Source organism: Pseudomonas sp. 43A (assembly GCF_013363935.1).
GTDB classification, from domain to species: Bacteria; Pseudomonadota; Gammaproteobacteria; order Pseudomonadales; family Pseudomonadaceae; genus Aquipseudomonas; species Aquipseudomonas crudilactis.
In genome coordinates, this window is record NZ_CP054880.1 from 6384660 (window position 1) to 6400387 (window position 15728).

Below are 15728 nucleotides of genomic sequence, written 5' to 3' on the forward strand. Positions count from 1 at the left end.
GCGATGAACGCTATCGGGCAGGACGCCACTCTGGTTTACTGCCCGATACTTGCCTAGACTGATTCCCCATCAGCTACGCCCCGCGTTCCGCTTCGTTTAAGGCCCCTTGCATGTCCGATTCCCGTTACCAGGTCGATGTCAGCGTCGTTACCCGCTATCTGGCAGACCAATCGCAACCCGAGCACGACCGCTTCGCCTTCGCCTACACCATCACCGTGCAGAACAATGGCGCGATTCCGGCCAAGCTGCTGTCACGGCACTGGGTGATCACCGATGGTGATGGCCATGTCGAGGAAGTACGCGGCGCCGGCGTCGTGGGTCAGCAACCGTTGATCAATGCCGGGCAAAGCCACACCTACAGTAGCGGCACGGTGATGACCACCAAGGTCGGCACCATGCAGGGCACCTACGAAATGGTTGCCGACGATGGCAAACATTTCGACGCCATCATCAAACCTTTCCGTCTGGCAGTGCCCGGAGCCCTGCACTGATGGCGACGTATGCCGTCGGCGACCTGCAAGGCTGCCTCGAACCGCTCAAGTGCCTGCTCAAGCAAGTGGCATTCGATCCGACGCTTGATCGGCTGTGGCTGGTGGGCGATCTGGTCAACCGTGGCCCGCAATCACTGGAAACCCTGCGCTTTCTCTTTGGCATGCGCCAATCGCTGGTCTGCGTACTTGGCAACCATGACCTGCATCTGCTGGCAGCGGCGAAAAACATCGAGCGCCTGAAGAAGTCCGACACCTTGCGCGAGATTCTCGATGCACCGGACAGCGCTGAATTACTCGAGTGGGTACGCCAGCAAAAGCTCATGCATTACGACGAGACACGTGATGTCGCCATGGTGCATGCCGGCATTCCGCCGCAGTGGTCCCTGAGCCGCGCGTTGAAGTGCGCCGCTGAAGTCGAAAGCGCCCTGCGTGACGACAATCTGTTCCCCGCCTACCTCGACGGCATGTACGGCAACGACCCGGCGAAATGGGACAACGACCTTAAAGGCGTGACCCGCCTGCGCGTCATCACCAACTATTTCACGCGCATGCGCTTCTGCACCGCCGAGGGCAAGCTCGACCTCAAGAGCAAAGAAGGCCTCGACACCGCGCCGGCCGGTTACAAACCGTGGTTCCAGCATAAAGAGCGCAAAACGAAAGGCTTGCGAATCATCTTCGGCCACTGGGCAGCACTCGAAGGCAATATCCATGAGCCAGGTATCTCGGCGCTGGACACCGGTTGTGTCTGGGGCGGCAGCCTGACCCTGATGAATGTCGACAGCGGTGAACGCTTGTCATGCAAATGCGATGAACACGGCGGCCTCGCCCCGACTGTCGCACCACTTATCCCCCAAACTTCGCCAGTCAGCGTCCCGCGTTAGACTGCGCTTTCAGCCGAGCAACAGGAACCCGCCATGAGCGAATTCAAACGAATCCCCCCGGAACAGGCCCAGGCCCTGCGTGAACAAGGTGCTGTCGTGGTCGACGTGCGCGACCCGGCGACTTTTGCCGCTCTGCATATCAGCGGTTCGAAGCATCTGGACAACCATTCTCTGCACGCCTTCATTCAAGGCGCCGACCTTGATGCCCCGACCGTCGTCGTCTGCTACCACGGCAACTCCAGCCAGGGTGCTGCGGCCTATCTGATCAGCCAAGGCTTCTCCGACGTCTACAGCATGGACGGCGGCTTTGAGTTATGGCGTACGACTTATCCTGCAGAAACCGCGCAAGGCACCGCCGAATAATTTTTTTGTCACGCGCAGGCCCCGGCTGCCTTGGGCCTGCGCGCGGCAGACGAACGGTCAGAGACAACTAATTACGTATCTGCCCTTTACCTCCCGAATTCCCAACTATCCTTAAGCCCAGGCCATCCAAAACAGGGGAGAGCCGGTACACCGGCGCACGGGTCATCGGGAGTGACTTTCGCGATTGTCGATCGCGGAAGTGTTCTGGGGGGTAAACAAACAGCCGCCAAAACGGTTGTTTGCCAGCATCGACTGAGTGATCCGGCGTCGGCTCCACGTATCGAGCGAGGTGACGTCATGAGTATCTTTAGCCACTTCCAACAACGCTTCGAGTCCACACGCCAGGAAGAACTCTCGCTGCAAGAGTACCTGGAGCTGTGCAAGAAAGACCGTAGCGCCTACGTTTCCGCCGCCGAGCGTCTATTACTGGCCATCGGTGAGCCGGAACTGCTCGACACCTCGACTAACTCGAGGCTGTCACGCATCTTCTCCAACAAGGTGATTCGTCGCTATCCGGCCTTTGAAGACTTCCACGGGATGGAAGAATGCATCGACCAGATCGTCTCGTATTTCCGCCATGCCGCCCAAGGCCTGGAAGAGAAGAAGCAAATCCTTTATCTGCTCGGCCCCGTCGGCGGCGGTAAATCATCCCTGGCCGAGAAGCTGAAACAGCTGATCGAGAAAGTGCCCTTCTACGCGATCAAGGGCTCGCCCGTGTTCGAATCGCCACTGGGTCTGTTCAACGCCACCGAAGATGGCGCGATCCTCGAAGAAGACTTCGGCATCCCACGGCGCTACCTGAACACCATCATGTCGCCATGGGCCACCAAACGCCTGGCCGAATTCGGCGGCGACATCAGCCAGTTCCGCGTGGTCAAACTGTACCCGTCGATCCTCAACCAGATCGCCGTGGCCAAGACCGAACCGGGTGACGAGAACAACCAGGACATCTCGGCGCTGGTCGGTAAGGTCGACATCCGCAAACTCGAGGAATACCCACAGAACGACGCCGACGCCTACAGCTACTCCGGTGCGCTGTGCCGGGCCAACCAGGGCCTGATGGAATTCGTCGAAATGTTCAAGGCACCGATCAAGGTGCTGCACCCGTTGCTGACCGCCACACAGGAAGGCAACTACAACAGTACCGAAGGTCTTGGCGCGATTCCGTTTACCGGGATCCTGCTCGCCCACTCCAACGAATCGGAATGGCACACCTTCCGTAACAACAAGAACAACGAAGCGTTCATCGACCGGATCTACATCGTCAAAGTGCCGTATTGCCTGCGCGTCAGCGACGAAGTGAAGATCTACGACAAACTGCTGTTCAACAGTTCTCTGGCCAAAGCCCATTGCGCACCTGACACCCTGAAGATGCTCGCGCAGTTCACCGTGCTGTCGCGCCTCAAGGAGCCGGAAAACTCCAACATTTATTCGAAGATGCGCGTCTACGACGGCGAAAACCTCAAGGACACCGATCCGAAAGCCAAGTCGATCCAGGAATATCGCGACTCGGCAGGCGTCGACGAGGGCATGAACGGTCTGTCGACCCGCTTCGCGTTCAAGATCCTGTCCAAGGTCTTCAACTTCGATCCGCATGAAATCGCCGCCAACCCGGTGCACCTGCTCTATGTGCTGGAACAGCAGATCGAACAGGAGCAATTCCAGGCCGAAACCCGCGAGCGCTACCTGCGCTACCTGAAGGAATACCTGGCGCCGCGTTATATCGAATTCATCGGCAAGGAGATCCAGACCGCTTACCTCGAATCTTACAGCGAGTACGGCCAGAACATCTTCGACCGCTACGTGCTGTACGCGGATTTCTGGATTCAGGATCAGGAGTACCGCGATCCGGAAACCGGCGAGATTCTCAACCGCGTGGCGCTGAACGAAGAACTGGAGAAAATCGAGAAACCGGCCGGCATCAGCAATCCGAAGGATTTCCGCAACGAGATCGTCAACTTCGTATTGCGCGCCCGCGCCAACAACAACGGCAAGAACCCGACCTGGCTCAGCTACGAAAAACTGCGCGTGGTCATCGAGAAGAAAATGTTCTCGAACACCGAGGATCTGCTGCCAGTCATCAGCTTCAACGCCAAGGCCAGCAAGGAGGATCAGCAAAAGCACAACGACTTCGTCACTCGAATGGTCGAACGCGGCTACACCGACAAACAGGTACGTCTGCTGTCCGAATGGTACCTACGGGTCCGGAAATCGCAGTAAAACAGCTACAAGCTTCAAGCTACGGGCTGCAAGAAAAAAGCAGATGAACCCTGACCCATGGGCAACCGCTTCTTCTTGCAGCTCGCAGCTCACAACTTGAAGCTGCCCGGAGGGCCATGTATGAGCTATGTGATCGACCGACGTCTGAATGGCAAGAACAAGAGCACGGTGAACCGCCAGCGTTTCCTGCGGCGTTACCGTGACCACATCAAAAAGGCTGTCGAAGAGGCGGTCAGCCGGCGTTCCATTACCGATATGGAACACGGCGAACAGATCAGCATTCCCGGTCGCGACATCGACGAACCGGTGCTTCACCACGGCCGTGGCGGCAAGCAGACCGTGGTTCATCCCGGCAACAAGGAATTCACCGCCGGCGAGCATATTGCCCGCCCACCGGGAGGTGGCGGCGGACGTGGTCCCGGCAAGGCTGGCAATTCCGGCGAGGGCATGGACGAGTTCGTCTTCCAGATCACCCAGGAAGAATTCCTCGAATTCATGTTCGAAGACCTCGAACTGCCGAACCTGGTCAAACGTAACCTCAGCGGCACCGACACCTTCAAGACCGTTCGTGCCGGGATCAGTAACGAAGGTAACCCGTCACGCATCAACATCATCCGCACGCTGCGCTCGGCTCATGCGCGACGCATTGCCCTGTCTGGCAGCAGTCGGGCAAAACTGCGCGAAGTCAAAGAAGAACTTGAGCGCCTGAGACGCGAAGAGCCGGACAACTTCGGCGATATTCAGGAACTCGAAGCGGAAATCGAAAGGCTCAGCGCGCGCATCCATCGCGTGCCGTTCCTCGATACCTTCGACTTGAAGTACAACTTGCTGATCAAACAGCCCAACCCCAGTTCGAAAGCGGTGATGTTCTGTCTGATGGACGTCTCCGGCTCCATGACCCAGGCGACCAAGGACATCGCCAAACGCTTTTTCATCCTGTTGTACCTGTTCCTGAAACGGAATTACGACAAGATCGACGTGGTATTCATCCGCCATCACACCAGCGCTCGGGAAGTCGACGAAGAAGAGTTTTTCTATTCCCGGGAAACCGGCGGCACCATCGTGTCCAGCGCCTTGAAACTGATGCAGGAGATCATGGCCGAGCGTTACCCGAGCAACGAGTGGAACATCTACGCAGCCCAGGCTTCCGACGGTGACAACTGGAACGACGACTCGCCAATCTGCCGCGACATCCTGATCAACCAGATCATGCCGTTTGTGCAGTACTACACTTACGTGGAGATCACCCCGCGCGAACATCAGGCATTGTGGTACGAGTACGAACGCATCGCCGAAGCCTTTTCTGACACTTTTGCCCAGCAGCAACTGGTCTCGGCCGGGGATATCTATCCGGTCTTCCGTGAACTCTTCCAGCGCAGGTTAGTGACATGACCGCCAAAGAGCAGAAGCGCCAACCCATTTCCACCGGCTCCGAATGGACGTTCGAGCTGATCCAGACCTACGACCGCGAAATCGCCCGGATCGCGGCCCGCTATGCCCTGGATACCTATCCCAACCAGATCGAAGTGATCACCGCCGAGCAAATGATGGATGCGTACGCCTCGGTGGGCATGCCACTGGGTTATCACCACTGGTCCTACGGCAAACACTTCCTCAGCACCGAAAAATCCTACAGCCGTGGGCAGATGGGCCTGGCCTACGAAATCGTGATCAACTCCGATCCGTGCATTGCTTACCTGATGGAAGAGAACACCATCTGCATGCAGGCGCTGGTGGTGGCGCACGCGTGCTACGGCCACAACAGCTTCTTCAAGGGCAATTACCTGTTTCGTACCTGGACCGATGCCAGCTCAATCATCGATTATCTGGTGTTCGCCAAGCAGTACATCATGCAGTGCGAAGAACGCCACGGCATCGATGCGGTGGAAGACCTGCTCGACTCCTGCCATGCCCTGATGAACTACGGCGTCGATCGCTACAAGCGTCCTTATCCGATTTCCGCCGAAGAGGAACGCCGGCGGCAGAAAGATCGCGAAGAGCACATGCAAAAGCAGATCAACGATCTGTGGCGCACCATTCCCAAAGGCGCGGACAAATACAGCGACAGGGACAACGCGCGCTTCCCGGCCGAGCCGCAGGAAAACATCCTCTACTTCATCGAGAAACATGCGCCGCTGCTGGAGCCGTGGCAGCGCGAAATCGTGCGTATCGTGCGCAAGATCGCCCAGTATTTTTATCCACAACGCCAGACCCAGGTCATGAACGAAGGCTGGGCAACGTTCTGGCACTACACGCTGATGAACGACCTGTACGACGAAGGCCTGGTCACCGACGGTTTCATGATGGAATTTCTCACTTCGCACACCAGTGTGGTGTTCCAGCCGGGTTTCGACAGCCCCTATTACAACGGGATCAACCCTTATGCACTGGGCTTCGCCATGTACCGTGACATTCGGCGCATGTGTGAAGAACCAACCGAGGAAGATCGTCACTGGTTCCCGGAAATTGCCGGTACGGACTGGCTATCGACCATCAAGTTCGCCATGAGCAGCTTCAAGGATGAGAGTTTCATCCTGCAATACCTGTCACCGAAAGTGATCCGTGATCTGAAGCTATTCAGCATCATGGATGACGATCAGAAGGACGACTTGTTGGTGCCTGCAATTCATGATGAACCCGGCTACCGGATCATTCGCGAAACCCTGGCCGCGCAATACAACCTCGGCAATCGTGAACCGAACGTGCAGATTTACAGCATTGATCGGCGCGGCGACCGCTCACTGACCCTGCGTCACCAACAGCATGATCGTAAACCGCTGGGAGACTCCACCGAAGAAGTACTTAAACACCTGCATCGCCTGTGGGGCTTTGATATCCATCTGGAAACCCTGCAAGGCGACCAGATCATGAAAACTCATCACGTTCCACCACGCAGTGACCACAGCGAAGGGGATTACGGTCGACTTGATCTGGCCGTCATTCATCTTTGATCCGGTTCCGACCTCCGAAAGTCTGACGCAAGGGTTATCCTGTCGGGCTAACGGAGGTTTTTTATGCAGATTTTCAAGGTTGGCGGCGCCGTACGTGATCGCTTGCTGGGCAAACCGGTTACTGACATCGATTGGGTGGTGGTCGGCGCTACCACGGAAGAAATGCTCGCCAAGGGCTATCGCCCGGTGGGCGCGGATTTCCCGGTGTTTCTTCATCCCAAAAGCGGCGAGGAATACGCCCTCGCCCGCACCGAGCGCAAGAGCGGGCGCGGTTATGGCGGCTTCACCTTTCACGCCAGCCCCGAAGTAACGCTTGAAGAAGACCTGATTCGTCGCGACCTGACGATCAATGCCATGGCCGAGGACGACCAGCAGAATCTGACCGATCCGTACCATGGCCAGCGCGATCTTGATGCGAGAATCCTGCGCCACGTTTCCCCGGCGTTCGCCGAAGATCCTCTGCGGGTATTGCGCGTTGCCCGCTTCGCCGCGCGCTATGCCGAGCTCGGTTTCACGGTCGCGCCAGAGACGCGGGAATTAATGCGTCAACTCAGCGACTCCGGCGAACTGGAGGCGCTGACCGCCGAACGCAGCTGGAAGGAAATCTCCCGCGCCTTGATGGAAGATCAGCCGCAGGTGTTCATTCAGGTGCTGCGCGACTGCGGCGCGCTTAAAGTACTGATGCCAGAGGTCGACGCGCTGTTTGGCGTGCCACAACCGGAAGCCCATCATCCGGAAATCGACACCGGCCTGCACACGCTCAGCGTTCTGGAGCAATCGGCGCTGTACAAACAACCGCTGACAGTACGCTGGGCTTGCCTGCTGCACGATCTCGGTAAAGGTCTGACCCCGGAAGAACAGTGGCCGCGACACATCGCCCATGAGCACACGGGGTTGAAGCTGATCAAAGCGGTCAACGAACGCTTTAAGGCACCAAAGGATTGTCAGGAATTGGCGCTACTGGTCGGCAAGTACCATACCCATGGCCATCGGGCGCTGGAACTGAAGGCTTCGACATTGCTGGAGTTGCTGCAGAGTTTTGACGTGTATCGTCGGCCACAGCGGTTTGAAGAGTTCATCGTCGCATGCGAAATGGACGCCCGAGGCCGCAAAGGGCTGGAACAGAGAAATTATCCACAGGCGGATTATTTGCGGGGTGCGGCGAAGGCCGCGCGGGAAGTCGCAGTGCAGCCGTTGCTGGAGAAGGGATTCAAGGGACCGGAACTGGGCGAAGCGCTGAAGCGTGAACGACTGAGGGCGTTGAAGGCTTACAAAGAGGCGGCGTCAGTCTGAAAACCTTCGCAAACAACTTCGCTCCCAAATTGGAATAGGGCCCACTGTGGGAGCGAGCTTGCTCGCGAAGACGCCAGTCAAGTCAACTCAGATCTGAAGAGGTTAACTGCTGACCCCGCCACTCGAACGCTACTGGCGCCAGCACCTGATCAATCTGCGCCTCTGCCCACAACGTCGCGAAGCTTTTTCCCACACTCGGATGTACGCGATCCGGCGCAATCAGTGACAGCGGCCACAACACAAAAGCATTTTTCAGAATCTCGGCACGTGGCAAAACCAGCCCGTCGAAACTCCCCGCCAGCTCGCCATACAGCAGCACGTCGATATCCAGCGGCAAACCCTTGCGATCAGGCGCATAACGACCGTTATCCGCCTCGATGAATTTCAAGCGTCGATCCAGCTCCATCAACGGCAGGTCGGTATACGCCGACACTACAAAATTGAAGAACGGCCCACTCTTGATCCCCACAGGCGCGCTCTCGAACACCGCCGAACAGCGGATATCCACCAGAAACGTCGCCAATGCGTCGAGTCCGGCACGCAAATGGATTTCGCGCTCGATATTACTGCCGAGCCCTAAGTAGACCTGAGTCAGCGACATCCGCGCTCGATCTCCACGCCCACACCGCCCTTCGCGGCCGGTACAGCGCCAGGCTTGGTCAACTTCAGACGCACCCACGTGATCTTGAATTCGCTCATCAGCACTTCGACCAGACGCTCGGCAAAGGTCTCGACCAACTGAAACTGCGCTTGCTCGGCAAAAGCCTGAATCCGCGTGGAAACGCTGGCGTAGTCGAGCGCCAGGGTCAGGTCGTCACCGGCAGCGGCCGGGCGATTGTCCCAGGCGAAGCTCAGATCAAGTCGCAGGCACTGTCGGATGCCGCGCTCCCAGTCGTAGGCACCAATGACGGTGTCGACTTCCAGGCCCTCGATAAACACTCTGTCCAAGCACTTTTCTCCGCTGCACGACAAGGGCGCAATGCGCCGTTAGAATCAGGGCGTCCTCGCCCGGAATAGTTAGCATGTTTTGGTTACTGGCGACTCTCGCCTACCTGCTCGGCTCGCTGTCCTTCGCCATTTTGCTCAGCCGCCTGACCGGAAATCCGGACCCGCGAATGAGTGGCTCGGGCAATGCCGGCGCCACCAACATGCTGCGCCTGGCCGGTCGCAAACTGGCGATCCTGACCCTGCTCGGTGATCTGTGCAAAGGCCTGGTGCCGGTGCTGATTGCCTCGGCAGCAGGTCTTTCGCTGCAGGATCAGGCGTGGATCGGCGTGTGCGCCGTGATCGGTCACCTGTTCCCGCTGTACTTTCGCTTCCGTGGCGGCAAAGGTGTCGCCACCGCTGCCGGCATGCTCCTGGGCCTGTATCCGCCTGCAGCACTGCTGGCAGTATGCGCCTGGTTGCTGACGTTTTACCTGACCCGCACCAGCTCGCTGGCGGCACTGATCGCCACGCCGCTGACCCTGCCGTTGCTGGCCTGGCAGGAACCGGAAGCGCTGTTGCCGATGAGCGCACTGACCTTGCTGATCGTCTGGCGCCACCGCGGCAATCTACGCGACCTGTTTGCCGGGCGCGAACGGCATTTTTAAATACCGTCCATGAGCGCCGCTCATCACAGCGCCGACAACTGTTCCATCGGCCAGCGCGCCTGCACGCTGATCGCCAGACTTTCCTGCTGACCGGCCTGCAAGCGCTGGCAACCGGCAAACGCGATCATCGCGCCATTGTCGGTGCAGAACTCGGGGCGGGCGTAAAACACATCGCCCCTCATGTCGCCGAGCATCTTTTCCAACGAAACCCGCAAGGCCTTGTTGGCACTGACGCCACCAGCGATCACCAGACGCTTCATGCCGGCCTGTTTCAGGGCACGCTTGCACTTGATGGTCAAAGTCTCCACCACGGCCTGCTGGAACGCCAGCGCGATGTCGCAACGGGCTTGCTCGTTGTCGTCCCCGGCGCTGACGCACTGCTGCCAGGCGTTGAGCGCAGAGGTTTTCAGACCACTGAAGCTGAATTGCAGACCCGGGCGATCACACATCGGACGTGGAAAGGTGAAACGTCCTGCAACGCCCTTCTCCGCCAATTTGGCGATTTCCGGCCCGCCCGGATAATTCAGGCCCATCATTTTCGCGGTTTTGTCGAACGCTTCGCCGGCAGCATCGTCGAGCGTCTCGCCGAGCAGACTGTATTGACCGATGCCATCGACCTGAACAAGTTGCGTATGGCCACCGGAGACCAACAAAGCGACGAACGGGAATTCCGGCGGTTTTGGCTCGAGCATCGGCGCCAGCAAGTGACCTTCCATGTGATGCACGCCGAGCGCCGGAATGCCCCAGGCAAAGGCCAGTGCCTGGGCGCAGGAAGCCCCCACGAGCAATGCGCCAACCAGCCCAGGACCCGCGGTATAGGCGATCGCATCGATCTCGGTCGGCACGCAGTCCGCCTCGGCCAAGACCTGACGGATCAAGGGCAGCATGCGTTTGACGTGGTCACGCGAGGCCAGCTCCGGCACCACACCGCCATAGGCACGGTGCAGGTCGATCTGGCTGAACAGTGCGTCAGCCAAGAGGCCGCGTTCACTGTCATATAATGCGACGCCGGTTTCGTCGCAGGAGGTTTCTAATCCCAGTACTAGCATGGGTTTGCGCCTTGTTTAGGCTGACTTCGAAGGCGCGCATAATAGTCGCCGCGTGATGCCCCGACCAGCGGTTTTCGATCAGAGGCTTTGCATTCCGAGCGATGAGGGGTTAACATCCGCAACCCTTAAAAACCGACGTCTTCAAGTGCTCTTTTGCCGCGAGGATGTTGACCCCGGTAATGAATGAAGGTAGCTCTGGATGCCAGCCGTCAAAGTTAAAGAGAACGAACCCTTCGACGTAGCTCTGCGTCGTTTCAAGCGCTCCTGCGAAAAAGCCGGTGTACTGGCTGAAGTTCGTAGCCGCGAATTTTACGAGAAGCCAACTTCTGAGCGTAAGCGCAAAGCAGCAGCCGCTGTTAAGCGTCACGCCAAGAAAGTTCAGCGCGAACAGCGCCGCGCCGTTCGTCTGTACTAATACACAGACGTTCGTAGCAAGCTTCTTGCCTAAGCCCGGCTCTCAGCCGGGCTAATGGCATTTGCGTAAAACGCTTGATGCTTCACCGTCGAAGCCGCACACGCGACCGAGACAAATCTGCTTCACGCGTCAGACCTGGCTCTTTTGCCAGCGGTGCACGTCTTTTCTGACGAGCCTTTCAAGGCTACTGACGAGCACACCCACTGATTCCTCTTACGACGATCAGCCCAAGGCACCTGCATGCGTGCCCGCTTTATTGAGCTATCCGAGGCCCTTTATCGGCCGTCAGCGGATTCAGCGCAACACTTTCAAATAGTCGAAGACTGATTGGTACTAACGTCAGTGGATTTTCGGCAGATACACTTCCCGACAGCGATTACGCAGACGACACCGGTCGAGCCGCATATTTTGCGTGCCTACAGTAACGACCCGCGTCCGAATGCCCTTCGTATCGGACTATTTACAGCGCAGACGATGAGAACGCCATGGCCGGGCTGATACCCCAGAGCTTCATTGACGACCTGCTGAACCGCACCGACATCGTCGACGTGGTCAGCTCGCGCGTGCAATTGAAGAAGGCCGGCAAGAACTACACCGCCTGCTGCCCGTTCCACAAAGAGAAAACCCCGTCATTCAGCGTCAGCCCCGACAAGCAGTTCTACTACTGCTTCGGCTGCGGCGCAGGCGGCAATGCCCTCGGTTTTCTCATGGATCACGACAACCTGGATTTCCCCCAGGCTGTTGAAGATCTGGCCAAAGCCGCCGGCATGGAAATTCCCCGCGAAGAAAGCGGCCGCGAGCGCAAGCCACGGCAACCGACCGATTCGCCGCTCTACCCGCTGCTCAACGCCGCCGCTGACTTTTACAAGCAGGCGCTCAAGAGCCATCCCGCCCGCAAGGCTGCCGTGGATTACCTCAAGGGCCGCGGCCTGACCGGCGAAATCGCCCGCGACTTCGGTCTCGGCTTCGCGCCGCCGGGCTGGGACAACCTGTTCAAACACTTGAGCAGCGACACACTTCAGCAAAAAGCCATGATCGACGCTGGCCTGCTGATCGAGAACGCCGAAACCGGCAAACGCTATGACCGCTTCCGCGATCGCGTGATGTTCCCGATCCGCGATACCCGTGGGCGGATAATCGCTTTCGGCGGCCGCGTACTCGGCGACGACAAGCCGAAGTACCTGAACTCACCGGAAACCCCGGTCTTCCATAAAGGCCAGGAGCTCTACGGCCTTTATGAAGCGCGCAAGAACAACCGCAACCTCGACGAAATCATTGTCGTCGAAGGGTATATGGACGTCATCGCCCTCGCCCAGCAAGGCCTGAAGAATGCCGTCGCGACGCTGGGCACCGCGACCAGCGAAGAACATTTGAAGCGTCTGTTCCGCGTCGTACCGAACGTATTGTTCTGTTTCGACGGCGACCAGGCAGGCCGTAACGCCGCATGGCGAGCTTTGGAAGCAACGCTGTCGAGCCTGCAGGATGGGCGCCGGGCGCGATTCCTGTTCCTGCCGGAAGGCGAAGACCCGGATACCCTGGTGCGCGCCGAAGGCACTGACGCCTTCAAGGCCCGGATCAATCAGCACGCGCAACCGCTGGCGGATTATTTCTTCCAGCAACTGACCGAAGAGGCCGACCCGCGCTCGCTCGAAGGCAAGGCCCATATGGCTACCCTCGCCGCACCGCTGATCGACAAAGTGCCGGGCGCCAACCTGCGCATCCTGATGCGTCAGCGCCTGACCGAAATCACCGGCCTGAGCAGCGAAACTGTCAGCCAGCTCGCACAAAATGCGCCGCAGGAAGCGCCGCCCGCCTACGATCCCGGCTTCGATTACGACGCAATGCCGGACTACAGCGACTACCATCAGCCGCAGGCACAAGACATGTATGTGCCGCAGCAGGAGTGGACGCCAAAGAAACCCGGCGCCGGCGGCAAGAAGTGGGACAAGAAGCCCTGGGACAAAAACGGCAAGCGTGGCGGCGATCGTGACCAACAACGCCCGCGCACGCCGATCGGCGTCGAATCGCCGACCCTGACCGCCCTGCGCACCTTGCTGCATCACCCGCAATTGGCCGAGCGCGTTGAAGACGCCGGACACATTGCGGACGAAAATCAGACCAACGCCCAGCTGCTTGTGGCGCTGCTCGAAGCCGTACAGAAGAATCCCAAGCTAAACTCATTTCAGTTGATCGCGCGATGGCACGGCACTGAACAGGGTCGCCTGCTCAAGGCACTGGCAGAAAAGGAATGGCTGATTGACGGAGATAACCTTGAACAACAGTTTTTCGACACCATTACTAGCTTGTCAGCCCGCCAACGCGAGCGAAATCTGGAACAGTTGCTCAGGAAAGCGCGTCAAAGCGAACTGAGCATTGAAGAGAAAAACCAACTGCGCGACCTATTAAGTCGCAATGTTTCCGCATCAAACCCGACCTCAACTGGCGCGTGAGGTCATAGCTCAGGTATAATCCTCGGCTTGTTTTTTGCCCGCCAAGACCTTCAGTGGATAGGGTGTTATGTCCGGAAAAGCGCAACAGCAGTCTCGTATTATTGAGTTGATCAAACTGGGTCGTGAGCAGAAGTATCTGACTTACGCCGAGGTCAACGACCACCTGCCCGAGGATATTTCAGATCCTGAGCAGGTGGAAGACATCATCCGCATGATTAACGACATGGGGATCCCCGTACACGAGAGTGCTCCGGATGCGGACGCCCTTATGTTGGCCGACGCCGATACCGACGAGGCCGCTGCGGAAGAAGCAGCCGCCGCGTTGGCAGCGGTGGAGACCGATATCGGTCGCACCACTGACCCAGTGCGCATGTACATGCGTGAAATGGGTACGGTCGAGCTTCTGACTCGTGAAGGCGAAATCGAAATCGCCAAGCGTATCGAAGAGGGCATCCGTGAAGTGATGAGCGCAATCGCGCACTTCCCTGGCACGGTTGACCACATTCTCTCCGAGTACACTCGCGTCACCACCGAAGGTGGTCGCCTGTCCGACGTCCTGAGCGGTTATATCGACCCGGACGACGGCATTGCGCCGCCTGCCGAAGTGCCGCCGCCTGTCGAAGCGAAAGTGGCGAAAGCCGACGACGAGACCGACGACGATGAAGCCGAATCTTCCGATGACGAAGAAGAAGCCGAAAGCGGTCCCGATCCGGTCATCGCTGCCCAGCGCTTTGGCGCCGTGGCTGACCAGATGGAAATCACCCGCAAGGCCCTGAAAAAGCACGGTCGCAACAACAAGGCAGCGATTGCCGAGTTGCTTGTACTGGCCGAGCTGTTCATGCCGATCAAACTGGTACCGAAGCAATTCGAAGGCCTGGTCGAGCGTGTTCGCGGCGCCTTGGATCGTCTGCGTCAGCAAGAGCGTGCGATCATGCAACTGTGTGTACGTGATGCACGTATGCCACGCGCCGATTTCCTGCGTCAGTTCCCGAGCAACGAAGTCGACGAAAGCTGGTCCGACGCCCTGGCCAAAGGCAAAAGCAAGTACGCCGAAGCCATCGGTCGCGTGCAGCCGGACATCATTCGTTGCCAGCAGAAACTGATCGCGCTGGAAACCGAAACCGGTCTGACCATCGCAGAAATCAAGGACATCAACCGTCGCATGTCGATCGGTGAGGCCAAGGCCCGCCGCGCGAAGAAAGAGATGGTTGAAGCCAACTTGCGTCTGGTGATCTCGATCGCCAAGAAGTACACCAACCGCGGCCTGCAATTCCTCGATCTGATCCAGGAAGGCAACATCGGTCTGATGAAAGCGGTGGACAAGTTCGAATACCGTCGTGGTTACAAGTTCTCGACCTATGCCACCTGGTGGATCCGTCAGGCGATCACTCGCTCGATCGCCGACCAGGCCCGCACCATCCGTATTCCGGTGCACATGATCGAGACCATCAACAAGCTCAACCGTATTTCCCGGCAGATGTTGCAGGAAATGGGTCGCGAACCGACCCCGGAAGAGCTGGGCGAACGCATGGAAATGCCTGAGGACAAGATCCGCAAGGTATTGAAGATCGCTAAAGAGCCGATCTCCATGGAAACGCCGATCGGTGATGACGAAGACTCCCATCTGGGTGACTTCATCGAAGACTCGACCATGCAGTCGCCAATCGATGTCGCCACTGTTGAGAGCCTGAAAGAAGCGACTCGCGAAGTACTGTCCGGCCTCACTGCCCGTGAAGCCAAAGTACTGCGCATGCGTTTCGGTATCGACATGAACACCGACCATACGCTCGAAGAAGTGGGCAAACAGTTTGACGTAACGCGTGAGCGGATCCGTCAGATCGAAGCCAAGGCGTTGCGCAAGCTGCGCCACCCGACGCGAAGCGAGCATCTGCGCTCCTTCCTCGACGAGTGATACCAGAACCCCCGGCCCAGGCCGGGGGTTTTGTTTATATGGCAGATTAAATCCTTCGCAACACCCCTCCCCCGCATACCCCGTCTACACTCGAAACAATCATCCCCGAGC

The 15728-nt window shown here is 58.2% G+C and carries 14 protein-coding genes; 11 read left to right on the forward strand and 3 right to left on the reverse strand.

From position 1 onward, the window contains the following. The first annotated feature begins 110 nt into the window (after positions 1–110). The 7 genes from apaG (at position 111) to HUW52_RS28275 (ending at position 8199) form a co-directional block, all read left to right on the forward strand. On the forward strand, positions 111–491 hold the full coding sequence (gene apaG / locus HUW52_RS28245; protein ID WP_016983136.1) for a Co2+/Mg2+ efflux protein ApaG: 381 nt from the start codon (positions 111–113) through the stop codon (positions 489–491). After that, complete coding sequence (locus HUW52_RS28250; protein ID WP_175555468.1) at positions 491–1372, forward strand: symmetrical bis(5'-nucleosyl)-tetraphosphatase; 882 nt, start codon at positions 491–493, stop codon at positions 1370–1372. Before apaG ends, HUW52_RS28250 begins: the two co-directional genes overlap by 1 nt. Positions 1373–1405: 33 nt before the next feature. Then, complete coding sequence (glpE, locus tag HUW52_RS28255; RefSeq protein WP_016983139.1) at positions 1406–1735, forward strand: thiosulfate sulfurtransferase GlpE; 330 nt, start codon at positions 1406–1408, stop codon at positions 1733–1735. Between the two features lie 297 nt (positions 1736–2032). Next, a complete protein-coding gene (locus HUW52_RS28260) occupies positions 2033–3955 on the forward strand; it encodes a PrkA family serine protein kinase (RefSeq protein ID WP_007910115.1) in 1923 nt (640 codons plus the stop codon). Positions 3956–4075: 120 nt separating this feature from the next. After that, positions 4076–5347 (forward strand): YeaH/YhbH family protein, encoded by a 1272-nt coding sequence (locus HUW52_RS28265; protein ID WP_016983140.1) that lies wholly within the window; start codon positions 4076–4078, stop codon positions 5345–5347. Next, a complete protein-coding gene (locus HUW52_RS28270) occupies positions 5344–6906 on the forward strand; it encodes a SpoVR family protein (RefSeq protein WP_175555469.1) in 1563 nt (520 codons plus the stop codon). The genes HUW52_RS28265 and HUW52_RS28270 overlap by 4 nt, the downstream gene beginning before the upstream one ends. A 63-nt stretch (positions 6907–6969) precedes the next feature. Next, entirely contained in the window at positions 6970–8199 is a 1230-nt protein-coding gene (locus HUW52_RS28275; RefSeq protein WP_175555470.1) for a multifunctional CCA addition/repair protein, read from the forward strand. Positions 8200–8281: 82 nt separating this feature from the next. Here the strand turns inward: HUW52_RS28275 and folK are convergent, their stop codons facing one another. Further along, positions 8282–8800: a 2-amino-4-hydroxy-6-hydroxymethyldihydropteridine diphosphokinase gene (folK, locus tag HUW52_RS28280; protein ID WP_016983143.1), complete on the reverse strand. Its 519-nt coding sequence runs from the start codon at positions 8798–8800 to the stop codon at positions 8282–8284. Beyond that, entirely contained in the window at positions 8791–9147 is a 357-nt protein-coding gene (folB, locus tag HUW52_RS28285; RefSeq protein ID WP_064390789.1) for a dihydroneopterin aldolase, read from the reverse strand. Before folB ends, folK begins: the two co-directional genes overlap by 10 nt. A 74-nt stretch (positions 9148–9221) precedes the next feature. Between folB and plsY the strand changes: the two genes are divergently transcribed. After that, entirely contained in the window at positions 9222–9791 is a 570-nt protein-coding gene (gene plsY / locus HUW52_RS28290) for a glycerol-3-phosphate 1-O-acyltransferase PlsY (RefSeq protein ID WP_016983146.1), read from the forward strand. A 23-nt stretch (positions 9792–9814) separates the two neighbouring features. On the opposite strand, the gene tsaD is transcribed toward plsY, so the two are convergent. Beyond that, complete coding sequence (gene tsaD, locus HUW52_RS28295; protein WP_175555471.1) at positions 9815–10840, reverse strand: tRNA (adenosine(37)-N6)-threonylcarbamoyltransferase complex transferase subunit TsaD; 1026 nt, start codon at positions 10838–10840, stop codon at positions 9815–9817. A 199-nt stretch (positions 10841–11039) separates the two neighbouring features. Here tsaD and rpsU point away from each other — a divergent pair, with 199 nt between their 5' ends. The 3 genes from rpsU to rpoD all read left to right on the forward strand — a co-directional run bounded on the left by rpsU (position 11040) and on the right by rpoD (position 15617). Further along, complete coding sequence (gene rpsU / locus HUW52_RS28300; protein WP_002551877.1) at positions 11040–11255, forward strand: 30S ribosomal protein S21; 216 nt, start codon at positions 11040–11042, stop codon at positions 11253–11255. A gap of 485 nt (positions 11256–11740) precedes the next feature. After that, positions 11741–13705 (forward strand): DNA primase, encoded by a 1965-nt coding sequence (dnaG, locus tag HUW52_RS28305; RefSeq protein ID WP_016983148.1) that lies wholly within the window; start codon positions 11741–11743, stop codon positions 13703–13705. A gap of 67 nt (positions 13706–13772) precedes the next feature. Further along, positions 13773–15617 (forward strand): RNA polymerase sigma factor RpoD, encoded by a 1845-nt coding sequence (rpoD, locus tag HUW52_RS28310; protein ID WP_137217364.1) that lies wholly within the window; start codon positions 13773–13775, stop codon positions 15615–15617. The last annotated feature ends 111 nt before the right edge of the window (positions 15618–15728 follow it).